A 13,942-nucleotide genomic window follows, 5' to 3' on the forward strand; every position below is an offset into this window, starting at 1 on the left:
GACCGACCCGACTCAGTGGTTGCGCAACGCCTCGATGAGCTCGTCCTTGCGCATGTCCGAGCGGCCCTCGATGCCGAGCTCGGCGGCCCGCTCGCGCAGCTGCTCGACGGTCCGGTCCTCGTAGTCCTCGGCCGCCCCGCCCTTGTGGCTGACGTCGGTGCCCGTCGCCTTCGCGTTCGCGATGCGGGCGGCCTTCTCCTTGCTGGCGCCATCCTCGCGCAGCGCCTCGTACAGCTCGTCGTCCTTGACGCTGGGTCCGTGGTCCTTGGCCATGGGGGCTCCTCGGTCGTGGGGTCGCGGTCGGCGGTCGGCTACCCGGGCCGGACGCCGGCGACGCGCGGACGGGGTTGTGCGCGGCGGTCCTGGGCACCCGCCGCGCCATGGCGCTTGCGAGAGGAACGGGTGAGGAGATGATCGCCACGACGAGCCCGACGTCCCGACTGACCGACGCGTTCGACCGGCACGAGCGCGCGCTCACGGTCGGTGTCGAGGAGGAGCTGCTGCTGCTGGACCCGTCGACCCACGACCTCGCCCCGCACGCCGCCGCGCTCGTCCGAGCGGCCGCCGACGTGGCGGTGCGGACCGAGCTGCCGGCGGCGCAGGTCGAGCTGGTCGGGCCGGTGTGCGCGGACGCCGCCGCCGTGCAGCGCGCGCTGCTGGACGCCCGCCGCCGGCTGCGGGAGGTCGCCGCTGGACGCGTGCGGCTCGCCGGTGCGGGCACGCACCCGACGGCGCCGGCGGAGGGGCCGATCAGTCCCGGCGACCGGTTCGCGCGCATCTCCCGCGAGTACCAGTGGGCCGCCCGGCGCGGTCTCGCGTGGGGCCTGCACGTGCACGTCGCCGTCCCGGGCGCGGCCCGGGCGCTCGCGGTGCACGACGCGCTGCGCGAGTGGCTGCCGTTGCTCGCCGCCATGGCGGGCAACGCCCCGTTCCACGAGGGCCGTGACACCGGGCTGCACTCGGTGCGGCCGAAGCTCGCGGAGGGCTTTCCGCGGCAGGGCGTCCCGCCGGCGTGGGGCTCCTGGGAGGCCTACGCGGCGTTCCTGCGCTTCACCGGCGGGCCGGACGCCGATCCGCACGAGACCGCGCGCGAGCTGTGGTGGGAGGTCCGCCTGCATCCCGTGCACGGCACGCTCGAGGTCCGCGTCTGCGACCAGCCGGCCACCGCGGCCGAGGCGGCGTCGCTGACGGCGGTCGTGCAGGCGCTGTGCGGCACGCTCGCGGCCCGCCACGACGCCGGCGAGCTCCCGCCGCCCGCTGCCCGCGAGCGGATCGAGGAGAACCGGTGGCGGGCGCTGCGTCACGGCCTCGACGCGGTGCTGCTGCCGTTCTCGGGTCGCGAAGGTGCGGGGGAGCGCTGCGCGCGCGAGCTCGCCGCCGAGCTGCTGGCCGAGGTCGCGCCCGTCGCCCGGGCGTGCGACGGCGCGGACGCCCTGGCCCGTGCCGCCGACCTGCTGGACGCGACCGGGTCCGAGCGTCAGCTCGCGGTCGCCCGCGAGTGCGGCGTGGACGCGGTCGCACCGTGGCTCGCCGACCGGTTCGACGCCGAGCTCGACGGCGCCTGAGGCGCGGCGGCGCCCCGGTCAGGCGGCGCGCGCGCTGATCACGCAGAGCGTCTCGTGATCGTCCGCGCCGAGCAGGCCGAGGGCGCGCAGGTGCGCCCGGCGGGCTCGCAGGACCGGGCCGAGCGGGCCGCGGTGGTCGTCGCGGCGCAGCTCGTGCAGCCCCGCGGCGGTCATCCGGCGGACGGTCTCGTCGACCCCCGCGACGTGCGAGTGGACGAGGAGCAGCCGACCCCCGGGGGCGAGGAGGGCGGGCGCGTCGGCGAGGATCCGGTCTAGCACGGCGCGGCCGTCGTGCCCGGCGTCCCAGCGGTCGTCCGGCCGACGGACCTCCGGGGCGACCGGCACGTAGGGCGGGTTGGCCAGCACGAGGTCGAACCGCTCGTCGGGACGGAGCGCCGAGACGAGGTCGCCGCGCCGCGCGTCGACCGCGAGCCCGTTGAGCGCGGCGTTCAGCCGCACGGCCGCGACGGCGCGGGTCGAGCGATCGATCGCGACCACGTGCGCCGCTCCCCGTGCCGCCGCGGTGAGCGCGAGCGCCCCGGAGCCGGTGCAGAGCTCGAGCACCCGGGCCCCGGTGACGTCGGGCAGGCGGCCGGCGAGCAGCGCCGTGTCGGACCGCGGGCGGTAGACGCCGGGCGGCGCGACGATCCGCAGGCGGCCGAAGGAGGACAGCACTCAGCTCCTCCCGGCCGCGCCGTGGCGTGCACGCCACAGCTCCGACAGCTCGCGTGCGGGCGGGGCGTCGTCGGCGATGCGGATCTCCACCGCCCCGTCGCGCTCGCGTGCCTCGTGGAGGACGAGGCACTCCGGGGCGCGCATGCGCTGCAGCTCCCCGGTGCGCACGTCCCACTCCCACGTGTGCGCGCGGCACTGCAGCACGGGACCGTCGAGGGTGCCGAGGTGCAGCGGCCAGCGCCGGTGCGGGCAGGCGTCGTCGAACGCGTGGATCTCGCCGTCGTGCAGGACGAGGCAGACGTCGCGGCCGCCGACGTGCACGGGCACGATGCCGCGCCCGTGCAGCTCGTCGGTGACCTCCTCGAGGCGGTGCCAGTCGCTCATGCGTCCTCCCCCACCAGGGAGCTGCGCCCGGCGGTGAAGCAGGCGTGCAGGTGGGCGGAGACGAGGCCGTGCAGGTAGCGGCCCTCGACGACGCCGCGCGCGATCTCCGGCGCGGCCGCGGGCTCGTCGCGCACGACCGGCAGCACGATCTCGTTGAGCGCGACGTCGGCGTGGCCCTCGTCGGCGTCGACGTGCAGCTCGTAGAAGCGGAGGATCTCGGGGTCGGTGACCCCGGCGCGGGCGTAGGCGGCGAGGTAGTTGCGCATCGACCCGGGCGAGTCCGCCTCGACCAGCAGGACGTAGCCGTACATGCGCCGGCACAGCCGCCGGTGCCGGCCGATCATCGCCTGGTAGTTCAGGCCCGCGAGGAACGGCCACGCCGTCCGCGGGAGGTAGTGGTCGTAGGTGGTCTCGAGGCCCAGCCGCTCCATCATCCGCGCGTACACGGTGGAGTGCATCTGGTCGTGACGGCCCCAGCCGTACTCGTCGAGCAGGAGGTCGAGCAGTCCGGCCTTCGCGGGGCCGCGCAACGTCGGGATGACCTGCGACCACGGATCCGGCTCCTTGAGGAAGAACAGGGAGCGCTGCGCGACGACCTCCCGCAGCTGGTCGAGCGTCGCGTGCTCGCGATAGTAGGCGCCCATGCTCGGTCCGGGGAACAGGTCGCGCTCGAGCGCGAGCTCCACCAGCCACGGACGCAGCGCCTGGGGGGTGGTCGGCGGATCCTCGGGCAGCGGGGCGACGCGGGCGAGCTGCGCCTCGAAGGCGCGTTCGAGCACGAGCCGCAGCTCCAGCAGCGTGAGGTCGTGCTCGCGCTCGCGCGGAGCGTCGACCGGGGACCACCCGGCCTGGGCGCCGAGCGCGTAGAGGACGCGGTGCGCGGGATCGGCGGCGGCGGGGTCGTCCTGGTCGAACGCGCGTCGCGCGAGCTCCCGTCCCGCGTGCAGCAGGGCCGTGGCCCGGTCGGGGTCGTCGAGCAGCGGGCACGGTCCGTCGGCCCGGAGCGCCTCGTCGACGACGGACGTGACGGTCATCGGGTCCAGGGTCAGGGCAGGGGTGGACATGCGGCCCCGGCTTCCCGGGACGGGCACGGCCAATCGCGTGTTTGCGGTCCGCGCGCCCGGGCATCCGTCCGGCGCCGCCGCGTGGATCCGGTGGAGTCGGCCGCTTCCCTCCCCGGCCGGCAGCGAGACCTCAGGGAAGGTGTCGCGAAGCTCGTCCCACGCGAACGTCGCGACCGGTCGCCCACCGGGTCACGCGGCGGCCCTCCTCACCGGGACGCGGGGCAGGGCGCTCAGACGGCGGTGACGACCGGGGTCGTGCAGGCGTCGAGCAGGGCGGCCCGCAGCTGCTGCCCGCGCGCGGTGACGTCCTGCTGCAGGCGCACGTACTCGGCGCGGCCCTCGGGCGTCTCGATCGTCACGGGCGTGAGCCCGAGCGCCGTGAGGTCGTACGGGGAGGCGCGCATGTCGAGCTCGCGCACCTCGCGGGCGAGCGCGAAGCAGCGGGCGGTCAGTGCGCTCGGGACGAGCGGCCCGAGCTTGTACGCCCATTTGTAGAGGTCCATCGTCGCGTGCAGGCAGCCGGGCTGCTCGGTGTCGACCTGGGTGGCGCGGGTCAGCTCCCGGTCGTTGCGCGGTCGTGCCGCGTCGGTGAAGAACCGGTAGGCGTCGAAGTGCGTGCAGCGCAGGCGCGACTCGCGCACGACGCGGTCGGTGCCCTCCTGGCCGAGGCGCAGCGGCCAGCTCGCGTGGCGGCGGCCCTCCTGGCCCGGGGCGTGGACCATCGCCCACTCGTGCAGGCCGAAGCAGCCCAGGCGCGGCGGCCGCCCGGCGGTGGCCTGCAGCAGCGCGACGATGTGGTCGCGCGCCCCGCCCCGGTCGGCGAGGTACGCGTCGAGGTCGAGGGTCACGCCCGTCATGCCGTCGACCTCGACGAGGTGGTGCCAGCGCCAGCCGGCGCGCTCGCGCAGGGCCGGGAGGTCCGGGGGACCGGTGAGCACCACGCCCGCGCCCGGGTGCCAGCGACGCAGCTGGCCGGGCCGCAGCGAGTAGTACGTGAAGAGGAAGTCCTCGACGGGATGGGCGCGGCCGGCCGCCGCCCGCTGTCGGTGGGCGGCGGTCAGGCCGTCGACGCGCGTGGCGTGCGCGTCGGCGAGCGCGGTCCAGGTCGGGTGCGCGAGGACGGTCGGCACCGTCCCAACGATAGGCCGACCGGCGTCAGTGCAGCAGTCCGCGGCCCTCGCGGATCGCCGCGGCGATCTCGGTGCGGGTTGCGCCCGCCTCCTCCGCCGCGCGCCGCAGGCGCGTGAGCTCGTGGTCGTCGGCCGCGGCCGCGCGGATCTCGTCGAGCGCCACCTCGACGGCCACGCCGTAGCGGGCGGGGTTCTCCACTTCGAATCCGTAGGTGAGCATGACCCGAATCTACGACGGGCAATAATTAGGAGTCAAACGATCGGAGGGCAGAGCGTCGCCGGTCCCGACGGTCGGGGGCTCAGCAGCCCGCGCCCGGCACGATCACCGCGTCCGCGGCCGTCCGGGCGGTCCAGCGGTTGATGCTGATCCGCAAGGCGCATCCGGGCCCCCGCAGGCGCAGGTGGATCCGTGCCTCGGTGGTCCGCGTCGCCATCGTCCGCAGGGGCGTGCTCGTCGTCGCCCGCACCCGGCGGTCGAGGTCCGGGACCCATGTGGCGACCTCGGCCGCGCTCACCGGCGTACTTCGTCGCGGCGGGCCCGGCGACGGCTCGAGCACCGCCCCGAGGGCCCCGAGACCGGCAACGAACAGGCACAGGTCGACGGCCAGCCCTCGGCGGCGCCCGCGGCTCCGGGCGCGGCGCCGCGGAGTCGAGCTCCGCGGGCTGCCCGACCGACGCGCCCCGCGAGCGGGGGCGTCCGCCACGCGCGGCTCCGACGCCCCGCGCAGGCAGGCGCTCGGGGGTCGCGCGCCGCCGCGGGCGGGCATCGAAGCGTCGAGCGCCCGGAAGACCTGCGTGATCTCCTCGTCGGTCAGTGGGCCGTCCGCCACTGTGAGCTGCGCAACGGCCGCCCGCCCGCCGACGAGGACGCCGTGAACGCGCAGCAGCTCCCCCCGTGGCGTGCCCGGGTTGTCGTCGACGAGACAGAGGACGCCCGTCACCGGCGCGTCGCCCGCTCCGGCCGCCCGCAGGGCGCCGTGGACGACGGCGACCTGCTCGCGGATGCCCTCGAGCGCGCGACGGTGGCCCCACCGTCCGGTCCAGACCCCGGTCGCACGGATGTCGACGGCGCCGGCCCACGCCTTGGCGTCGATCACGAACGCTCCGCCGGGTCCCACCACGACGTGGTCGATGTTGGCGCCGCCACGTCCGGGGATGACCAGATCGTGCAGCACGCCGGTGCCGCATGTGCCCGCCCAGTCGCCCAGCAGCGCGCCGAGGCGCTCCTCCCCCTCGGCACCACGTCGCCATGCCCGTTCCGAGGCCGGTTCGTCGTCGAGCGCGGCGCGCAGCTCCTCGGGGGAGGCGCCTGCGGCCTGGAGGCGACGGAGCCGTGCGGCGACCCGACGATGGTGCTGAGCGCGCGCTCCGCGTCCCGGAGCGAGATCCGTCATCTGTCGCAGATCGGCGCCGTGCGGTCGGCCCTGGACCGGACATCCGTCCGGCGCGGCGTCCGCCCGCGCGAACCTGACCGACCGGTCGGCAGCGGTGCGCCACGGTGCAGGCGGACCGCCGTCGGCCGTAGGATGCTGCGTCCAGTGACGTCCACCGATGCCACCACCACCCAGGTACGCCCGCGCGTATATGTGTCCGGCCACCGCAACCCGGACACCGACTCGATCGGGGCCGCGCTCGGCTACGCCGAGCTGAAGTCGCGCCTCGACCCGGCGACCGAGTACGTGCCCGTCCGCCTCGGCGAGCTGAACCCCCAGACGACGTGGGCGCTCGAGCAGAGCGGCGCCGAGTCCCCGCGCCTGCTCGAGCACATCTCGGTGCGCGCCGGCGACGTGATGCAGACCGAGTTCCCCTGTGCCGACGCCGCCACGCCGCTGCGCCGCGCCGGGCAGATGATGGTCGAGGCGGGCCTGGACCTCGTGCCGGTCGTCGACGACGACGGCATCCTCCAGGGCGTCCTCACCGAGCGCGCGCTCGCGCGCCGCTACCTGCGCGAGTCCAGCGACGCGTCGCACCTCTACGGCGCGACCGCGGTCGGCACGATGGCCGAGGTGCTCGAGGGCCAGCTGCTCGCCGGCCCGGCGGACCGCACGGTCCACGGCCGCATCTGGGTCCTGGCCCGCGACCTGGGCTCGATCCTCACCCGCCTGTGCGAGGGGGACGTCGCGGTCGTCGGCGACCGCCACGACGCGCAGCTGCGCGCTCTGGAGCTCGGGATCTCCGCGCTCGTCGTCACGAACGCCACCGAGGTGCCGGACGCGACGCTCGCGCTCGCGACCGAGCGGGACATCCCCGTCATCGCCACGCCGCTGGACACGTACGTCGCCGGGCGGATGATCGGGCTCTCCTCGCCGTGCCAGGCGCTGGCCGATCCCGACCCGCTCACGATCAACACCGGCGACGTGCTCGGCGAGGTCGCCGAGGACATCAAGGACGTCAGCTACCGCGCCGCCGTCGTGGTCGACCGCGCGAACCGCCCGGTCGGGCTCGTCACCCGCGCGGACCTCGTCGACCCGCGCCCGCGCCGCGTGATCCTCGTCGACCACGCGGAGCGCTCGCAGAGCATCCCGGGGATCGAGGAGGCCGAGATCGTCGAGATCCTCGACCACCACCACATCGGCTCGATCGAGACGACCCTGCCGGTGCGCGCGATCTTCGACCCGGTCGGGTCGACGAGCACGCTCGTCTACGAGCAGTTCCTGCAGTCCGGCTACGAGCCGTCCCGGCCGGCCGCCGGCATGCTGCTCGCCGCGATCCTCTCCGACACCGTGATCCTCACGTCGCCGACGATGACGTCGCGCGACGAGGCCGCCGTGGAGGGGCTCGCCGATCTGCTGGGCATCGACGCGCGGACGTTCGGCCGCGAGATGTTCCAGGCGGGCAGCGACGTCGCCGGCCTCGCGGCGGCGGAGATCCTCGGCCGTGACCTCAAGGCCTACGAGCTCCCGACCGGTCAGACGCTGTGCGTCGCCCAGATCGAGACGGTCGGGGACGTCCTGTCGGGCCGCTTCGCCGAGCTCGAGGCGGAGGCCGCGGCGTGCGCGCTGCGCGACGGGCACCGGCTGGTCGCGCTGATGGTCACCGACGTCGACGCCAAGGGCACCCACCTCGTCGTGGCCGGGGACGTGCCGCTCGCCGAGCGCGCGTTCGGCGCCTCCGTGGAGGGCGGGGCGATCCCGCTGCCGGGCGTGATGAGCCGCAAGAAGCAGGTCGCGCCGAAGCTCCTGCAGGCCGCGTAGCGCGGCCCGGCGTCCGGGCCGGATGCGAACATCTGTTCGTGTCCGTCCCGTCCGTCCTGCACGCCGACCTCGACGCGTTCTTCGCCTCCGTCGCGCAGCGGGACGACCCGGCACTGCGCGGCCGGCCGGTGAGCGTCGGCGGCGGGGTCGTGATGGCGGCGAGCTACGAGGCGCGCGCCCGCGGCGTGCGCTCGGGCATGGGCGGCGCGAAGGCCCGGGCGCTGTGCCCCGACCTCGTCGTCGTGCGGCCCGACTTCGACGCGTACGTGCGCGCCAGCCGCGCGGTGATGGCGATCCTCGACCGCTTCGGCGCCCGGGTCGAGCAGGCGTCGATCGACGAGGCGTTCCTCGACGTCCACCCGCGCGACGGCCGGACGGTGGCGGCCGAACTGCGGTCCGCCGTCCGCGAGGAGGTCGGGCTGCCGATCAGCGTCGGGGTCGCGCCGAGCCGGACCGTCGCGAAGGTCGCCAGCGGCATGGCCAAGCCCGACGGGCTGCTCGTCGACGAGCCCGACGGCCTGTTCGACTTCCTCCACCCGCTCCCGGTCGGGCGGCTGTGGGGGATCGGCCCGGCGACCGAGCGGCGCCTGCAGCAGCACGGCATCCGCACCGTGGGGGACGCGGCACGGGTCGGGGACGGGGTGCTCGTCACGATCCTCGGCCGCTCCGGTGGGCGGCGGCTCGACGCGATCGCCCACGGCCGGGAGGTCCGCACCGTCCGGCCGCGCCGCGGTCGCCGCTCCTACGGCGCGCAGCGGGCGCTGTCGCGCTCGCGGCCGACCGACCTCGACGAGGCGCTCGTCGCGCTGGTCGAGCGGATCGCCCGGCGGATGGCGGGCCGCGGCCAGGCCGGCCGCACCGTCGTGCTGCGGCTGCGCTTCGGCGACTACAGCCGCGCCACCCGCTCGCGCTCGCTGCCCCGCCCGACCGCGGACGCCGACGCGATGGTCGCGCTCGCCCGCTCGCTCCTGCAGGAGGCACGGCCGCTGATCGCCCAGCGCGGCTGCACGCTCATCGGCGTCGCGCTGACGAACATCGAGACCCACGACGACGCGCAGCTCGCACTGCCCTTCGACGAAGCCGGCTGAGCCGCGCCGCGGCGCGCGTTGGAGGAGTCCACCACGGCCTCGCGGTCCGGCGCGACAGGCGGCCGGCCCGCGCGGCAGGCTCGATCCCATGCACGTCGGGGTCTACGTCGATGCCCATCCCGCGGTCGCCGAGCAGGCCCGGCTGCTCGAGGCCGCCGGGTTCGACCACGTCTGGGTCTACGACAGCCCGCTCGTCTTCAGCGACCCGTACATGGCGCTGCTCGAGGTCGCACGGGCGACCGACCGCGTGCTGATCGGACCCGGCGTCACCCAGCCCGACGCCCGGCCGGCCTACGCGACCGCCCAGGCGCTGGGGACGCTCGCGAAGGTCGCCCCCGGACGGGTGGCGTTCGGCATCGGGATCGGCAACTCGGCCAGCTGGTCGGTCGGGCGGCAGCCGGCGACCCTCGACGAGATGCACGAGCACGTCCGGATCGTGCAGGGGATGCTCCGCGGCGAGACCGTCGAGCACGACGTCGGGGGCGGTCGCCGCGCCCCGCTGCGCTTCATCCACCCGGAGGGCCGCTGGCTCGACCTGTCCCGGCACGTCCCGACCTGGATCTCCGCCTTCGGTCCCCGCGGACAGCGACGCGCGGGCGCGGTCGCCGACGTCGTCCTGATCCGCTGGGAGGGGGAGCAGCGCGTCCGCGAGGCCCGCGAGCGGCTCGCCGAGGGCGCGCGCGCCGCCGGGCGGCCCGGCGCCGGCGAGGACATCGGGATCGGCACCGTCTACTGCGTGTACCCGATCGAGGACGAGGCCGAGCTCGAGACCGACGAGGCCCGCGCCGCGCTCGGTCCGATGGTCGTCAGCCGTCTGCGCTACCTCACCGCCAACCACGCGCACGCCGACGAGGTCCCCGCGCACTTCCGTCCCGGCTTCACCGCCTACCAGGCGCACCGCGCCACGCTCGACCCGGTCGAGCGGCACCTCGACAACTACCGCGGCTACCTCGTCCACACCCCGCCCGACCTCGAGTCGTTCGTGACGCCCGAGACGATGCGCACGGTCGCGACGATCGGCAGCGCGGCGGAGATCGCGGACGAGCTCCTCGCGATGCGCGACGCCGGCGTCGACCACGTCACGCTCCAGCTCGCCGGGCCGCCGGCGCGGTGGTGTCGGCGGATGGGCGAGCAGGTGCTGCCGCTCCTGCGCTGACCGTGCTCTTGGAGGTTTCTACGACTCCCCGACCGAAGATGCGTCGAAGCGTCGCGGAAGTGCCTCGCCCGGGTGGTACGTTGCCTCCCAGGAGAGAGAGGAGACGGTCCTGTGGGTCACGACGGTGGAACGACCGGCGCCGTGCCGGCGGAGCCCTTGCTCGACCTGGGCGACATGGGGAGTGACGTCGACTCGCGGGCCTACCGCGAGGCGATCCGCGCGTTCGCGGACGTGGCGACCGCGCTGCTGGAGACGCGCGACCGCGACGACCTGCTGCGGCTGATCGGCCGCAAGCTCTGCGAGCTCGTCGGCGCGCCGCGCTGCAGCGTCTACCTGCGCGACGACGCCTCCGGGCTCTACCGCGGCCAGGTCGGCTACGCCGACCACGACATCGACGCGATGGTCAAGAAGCTGACCTGCGGCACCGACGCCGACGGCTTCACCCGCGAGATCGTCGAGACCCAGGCGCCGGTCCTCGTCGAGAACGCGGCCACCGACCCGCGGCCCGTCCGGTCGACGATGCGCGCCTGGCACGTCGTGACGATGCTCGGCGTCCCGATGGTCCTCCAGGGCGAGGTGATCGGGATCGTCTTCCTCGACGGCGAGGACCAGGCGATGACGTTCACGGCGCTCGACCGGGCGCTCGCCTCCGCCTTCGCGGAGCTCGCCGCCGTCGTCCTCGCGCAGGAGAAGCTCAACGCCGACCTGCGCTCGACGCTCGACACGGTCGCCCGGCAGAACCAGGTGCTGCGGCGCGTCTCCGCGGTCGACGACAAGCTCACGGGGCTCGTCCTCGACGGCCGCAACCTGCGCGAGATCGCCCAGGCCGTCACCGACCTGACGCACAAGCCGTGCTCGATCCACGACGCGCAGAACCGGCGCCTGGCGTGCGCGTCCCCCGAGACGCCCGAGGGCGGCACGCCCGTCCGCCCGCGACTCCTGGACCCCGACATGGTGCAGGTGCCGGAGATCGCCGACGCGCTCGCCGCGCTGTCCTCGAAGAAGGCCGCGGTCGTCGGCCCGTTCCCCTCGGCCGGGCTACCCAACCGCTTCCTCGTCGCGCCGGTCACCGTCCGCGACGACCAGTGGGCGACGCTCGTGCTCATGGAGCACGGTGCGCGCCTGAGCGGCTTCGACATGATCATGAGCCGGCGCACCGCCACGGTCATCGCGCTGGAGATGAGCGCGGAGCGGCGCGCCGCGAACGCCGAGTGGAACGCCCGCGCCTCGCTGGCGGGCGAGCTCATCCGCGGCAACGCGGACACCACGCAGATCGAGCACCGCGCCCAGTTCGTCGGCATGGACCTCGACCAGCCGCACGTGCTCTGCCTCGTCTCCTCGCGCAGCGGCGACGCCGCCTCGCTGCCGGACGTCCGCGCGGTCGGTGACGCGTTCCGCGACGCGGCGCCCCACCACGGGGTCATCGCGACCGGCGTGGCCGAGGGGATCGTCGTGATCGTCGAGGCGCCCGCCGACGGGCCGACGCTCGCCGGCGTGGCCGCCGTGAAGGAGGTCGCCGCCGCGGCCCTCACCGCCCTCGACCCGGACGGCCGGCTGATCGCGGGGATGTCGACCGTCTGCCGGCGGCCGACCGACTACGTGCGCGCCTACACCCAGGCGCTCCAGGTGGTGCGCTGCCTCGACACCTTCCATCGGGCGGGATCGGTCGACCTGCTCGCCGCCGACGACCTCGGCGCCGGTCGCATGTTCCTCGCCAACGCGGACGCCGACGAGGCGGAGCGCTTCGTCGAGGAGACCCTCGGCGGGCTGCTCGACGACTCGGTGGCGGGCGACCTGCTGCTGACGCTCTGCTCGTTCTTCGAGCACGGGCGGAGCATCCGCTGGTCGGCCGCGGACCTCGGGGTCCACGAGAACACGATCCGCTACCGCCTCGCCCGGATCGAGGAGCTCACCGGCCTGGCGATCGCCACCGGCTCCGACGCGCAGCTGAGCGCCCAGCTGGCCCTGCTCGTCCTGCGCCTGCAGGGCCGCCTGCCCGCCCCGAAGGCCGCGCCGGCCACCGAGTAGCCGGCCAGCCGTCCGTCGGTGCGCGCCGGCGCTGGAGAAGTGCACAAGGCCACGCGCGGCACGCGCGCCGCGGGCCGGGCGCGCACAGCAGGCTTGTCGGCATGGGTCTGAGTCGGAACGTCTTCGGCGTGCTGGAGCGCACCGCGCAGTCGCACGCCGGCGAGCAGGTCGCCTTCGTCCACGAGGGGGAGGCACGCAGCTTCCGCGAGGTCCGCGACCGCAGCCTGCGCCTCGCCGAGGGCCTGCGGTCGGCGGGTGTCGCCCCGGGGGACCGGGTCGCGGTCTTCCTCACCAACGGCCACCCGTGGACGGAGGTGTTCTTCGGCCTCGCCGCGCTCGGGGCGGTCTGCGTGCCGGTCAACGTGCTGCTGCAGCCGCAGGAGATCGACCACGTCTGCCGCGACTCCGGCGCGCGCTGCCTGATCGCCGACGCGCGCGGTGCCGACGCCGTCGCGGCGCTCGCCGGGCTGCCCGAGCTGGTCGTCACCGTCGGCGACATGGCCGTGTCCCATCCCGGCCGGACCGTCGCGTACGAGACGCTGCTCCAGACGCCGCTGCCCGGGGGCGACGTCGTCGGCCCGGCCCTCGACGACCTCGCGTCGCTCTACTACTCCTCGGGCACCACCGGCCTGCCCAAGGCGGCCGCGCACACGCACGACGGGATCCTCTGGAACAGCTACCACCAGATCCACGACCTCGGCCTCGACGCGACGACCCGCTACCTCGTCGTCCCGTCGCTGTCGTGGGCGGCCGGCTTCCACAACCTGACGCTCGCGCTGGTGATGCTCGGGGGCCGCTCGGTGATCATGTCGACGGGCGCGACCTCGCCGGAGAACCTCGTCGCCACGATCGAGCGGGAGGACATCACCCACACGTTCTTCGTCCCCGCCCTGCTGCGGCGCTTCCTGGAGGAGCCCGCGCTGCTGGAGCGCCTGCGCCGGACCCGGCTGCGCTGGCTCGTGTCGGGCTCCGAGCCCGTCCCCCGCGCGGTCATCGAGCGGCTGGCCGCCGAGCTGCCGGCCTGCAGCATCGTCCAGGGCTATGGGCTGTCGGAGTTCCCCACCATGGCGACGATGCTCCGGGCCGACGAGGCGATCACGCACGCCGGGTCGGCCGGGCGGCCGCTGTCGGTCACCGACCTCGCGGTGCAGCGCCCCGACGGCACGATCGCGCGGCGCGGCGAGGGCGAGATCCTGCTGCGCTCGCTGGCGACGATGCGCGAGTACGCGGGCCGTCCCGAGGAGACCGCCGCGGCCTTCGCGGACGGCTGGCTGCACACCGGTGATCTCGGCGTCGTCGACGACGACGGCTTCCTCACGATCACCGGCCGCAAGAAGGACATGATCATCTCGGGTGGGCTGAACGTGTACCCGAAGGAGATCGAGGAGGTCCTCTACCGGATCCCCGGGATCCGGGAGGCGGCGGTGGTCGGGGTGCCCGACGACCGCTGGGGGGAGACGGCGGTGGCCGTGGTCGTGGGAGACGACCTCGACCCCGAGAGCATCCGCGAGCACTGCGCCGGTCAGCTCGCGTCCTACAAGCGCCCGCGGGCCGTGCTGCTGCACGCCGACCCGCTACCGCGCAACCCGACCGGCAAGGTGCTCAAGCGGGAGTTGCGGCCCTGGGCCGCCGACCGGATCGCCGCCGCACGCTGACCA

At 75.1% G+C, this 13,942-nt stretch carries 13 protein-coding genes; 6 read left to right on the forward strand and 7 right to left on the reverse strand.

Translation table 11 applies throughout. From position 1 onward, the window contains the following. Positions 1–12 precede the first annotated feature (12 nt). Positions 13–273 carry a DUF7218 family protein gene (locus tag C7Y72_RS10325; RefSeq protein WP_107568659.1) on the reverse strand — a complete coding sequence of 87 codons (261 nt, stop codon included), beginning with the start codon at positions 271–273 and terminating at the stop codon, positions 13–15. 137 nt (positions 274–410) lie between these two features. On the opposite strand from C7Y72_RS10325, the gene C7Y72_RS10330 reads away from it, so the two are divergent. Next, entirely contained in the window at positions 411–1,565 is a 1,155-nt protein-coding gene (locus C7Y72_RS10330; protein WP_158276783.1) for a carboxylate-amine ligase, read from the forward strand. 18 nt (positions 1,566–1,583) lie between these two features. Here C7Y72_RS10330 and C7Y72_RS10335 read toward each other — a convergent pair whose 3' ends face one another. The 6 genes from C7Y72_RS10335 to C7Y72_RS10360 all read right to left on the reverse strand — a co-directional run bounded on the left by C7Y72_RS10335 (position 1,584) and on the right by C7Y72_RS10360 (position 6,212). Then, positions 1,584–2,240 carry a HemK2/MTQ2 family protein methyltransferase gene (locus C7Y72_RS10335; RefSeq protein ID WP_199223909.1) on the reverse strand — a complete coding sequence of 219 codons (657 nt, stop codon included), beginning with the start codon at positions 2,238–2,240 and terminating at the stop codon, positions 1,584–1,586. Continuing rightward, the gene (locus tag C7Y72_RS10340; RefSeq protein ID WP_107568661.1) at positions 2,241–2,624 is read right to left on the reverse strand and encodes a Rieske (2Fe-2S) protein; all 384 of its coding nucleotides are present in this window, start codon (positions 2,622–2,624) and stop codon (positions 2,241–2,243) included. Beyond that, entirely contained in the window at positions 2,621–3,688 is a 1,068-nt protein-coding gene (locus C7Y72_RS10345; protein WP_107568662.1) for an iron-containing redox enzyme family protein, read from the reverse strand. Before C7Y72_RS10345 ends, C7Y72_RS10340 begins: the two co-directional genes overlap by 4 nt. Before the next feature lie 230 nt (positions 3,689–3,918). Beyond that, on the reverse strand, positions 3,919–4,818 hold the full coding sequence (locus tag C7Y72_RS10350; RefSeq protein ID WP_199223910.1) for a hypothetical protein: 900 nt from the start codon (positions 4,816–4,818) through the stop codon (positions 3,919–3,921). Positions 4,819–4,843: 25 nt separating this feature from the next. After that, entirely contained in the window at positions 4,844–5,038 is a 195-nt protein-coding gene (locus C7Y72_RS10355) for a hypothetical protein (RefSeq protein ID WP_107568664.1), read from the reverse strand. 79 nt (positions 5,039–5,117) lie between these two features. Next, positions 5,118–6,212 (reverse strand): nuclease-related domain-containing protein, encoded by a 1,095-nt coding sequence (locus tag C7Y72_RS10360; protein WP_107569745.1) that lies wholly within the window; start codon positions 6,210–6,212, stop codon positions 5,118–5,120. Between the two features lie 144 nt (positions 6,213–6,356). Here C7Y72_RS10360 and C7Y72_RS10365 point away from each other — a divergent pair, with 144 nt between their 5' ends. The 5 genes from C7Y72_RS10365 to C7Y72_RS10385 all read left to right on the forward strand — a co-directional run bounded on the left by C7Y72_RS10365 (position 6,357) and on the right by C7Y72_RS10385 (position 13,939). Beyond that, positions 6,357–8,012, forward strand: a complete 1,656-nt coding sequence (locus C7Y72_RS10365; RefSeq protein WP_158276784.1) for a putative manganese-dependent inorganic diphosphatase — start codon at positions 6,357–6,359, stop codon at positions 8,010–8,012. A 38-nt stretch (positions 8,013–8,050) separates the two neighbouring features. After that, the gene (gene dinB, locus C7Y72_RS10370; protein ID WP_158276785.1) at positions 8,051–9,100 is read left to right on the forward strand and encodes a DNA polymerase IV; all 1,050 of its coding nucleotides are present in this window, start codon (positions 8,051–8,053) and stop codon (positions 9,098–9,100) included. Positions 9,101–9,188: 88 nt separating this feature from the next. Then, positions 9,189–10,256 carry an LLM class flavin-dependent oxidoreductase gene (locus tag C7Y72_RS10375; RefSeq protein ID WP_107568666.1) on the forward strand — a complete coding sequence of 356 codons (1,068 nt, stop codon included), beginning with the start codon at positions 9,189–9,191 and terminating at the stop codon, positions 10,254–10,256. A 174-nt stretch (positions 10,257–10,430) separates the two neighbouring features. Next, the gene (locus tag C7Y72_RS10380) at positions 10,431–12,284 is read left to right on the forward strand and encodes a GAF domain-containing protein (protein WP_146175327.1); all 1,854 of its coding nucleotides are present in this window, start codon (positions 10,431–10,433) and stop codon (positions 12,282–12,284) included. Positions 12,285–12,385: 101 nt separating this feature from the next. Continuing rightward, a complete protein-coding gene (locus tag C7Y72_RS10385; RefSeq protein ID WP_107568668.1) occupies positions 12,386–13,939 on the forward strand; it encodes a class I adenylate-forming enzyme family protein in 1,554 nt (517 codons plus the stop codon). Positions 13,940–13,942 lie beyond the last annotated feature (3 nt).

The organism is Paraconexibacter algicola, assembly GCF_003044185.1.
Lineage (GTDB): Bacteria > Actinomycetota > Thermoleophilia > Solirubrobacterales > Solirubrobacteraceae > Paraconexibacter > Paraconexibacter algicola.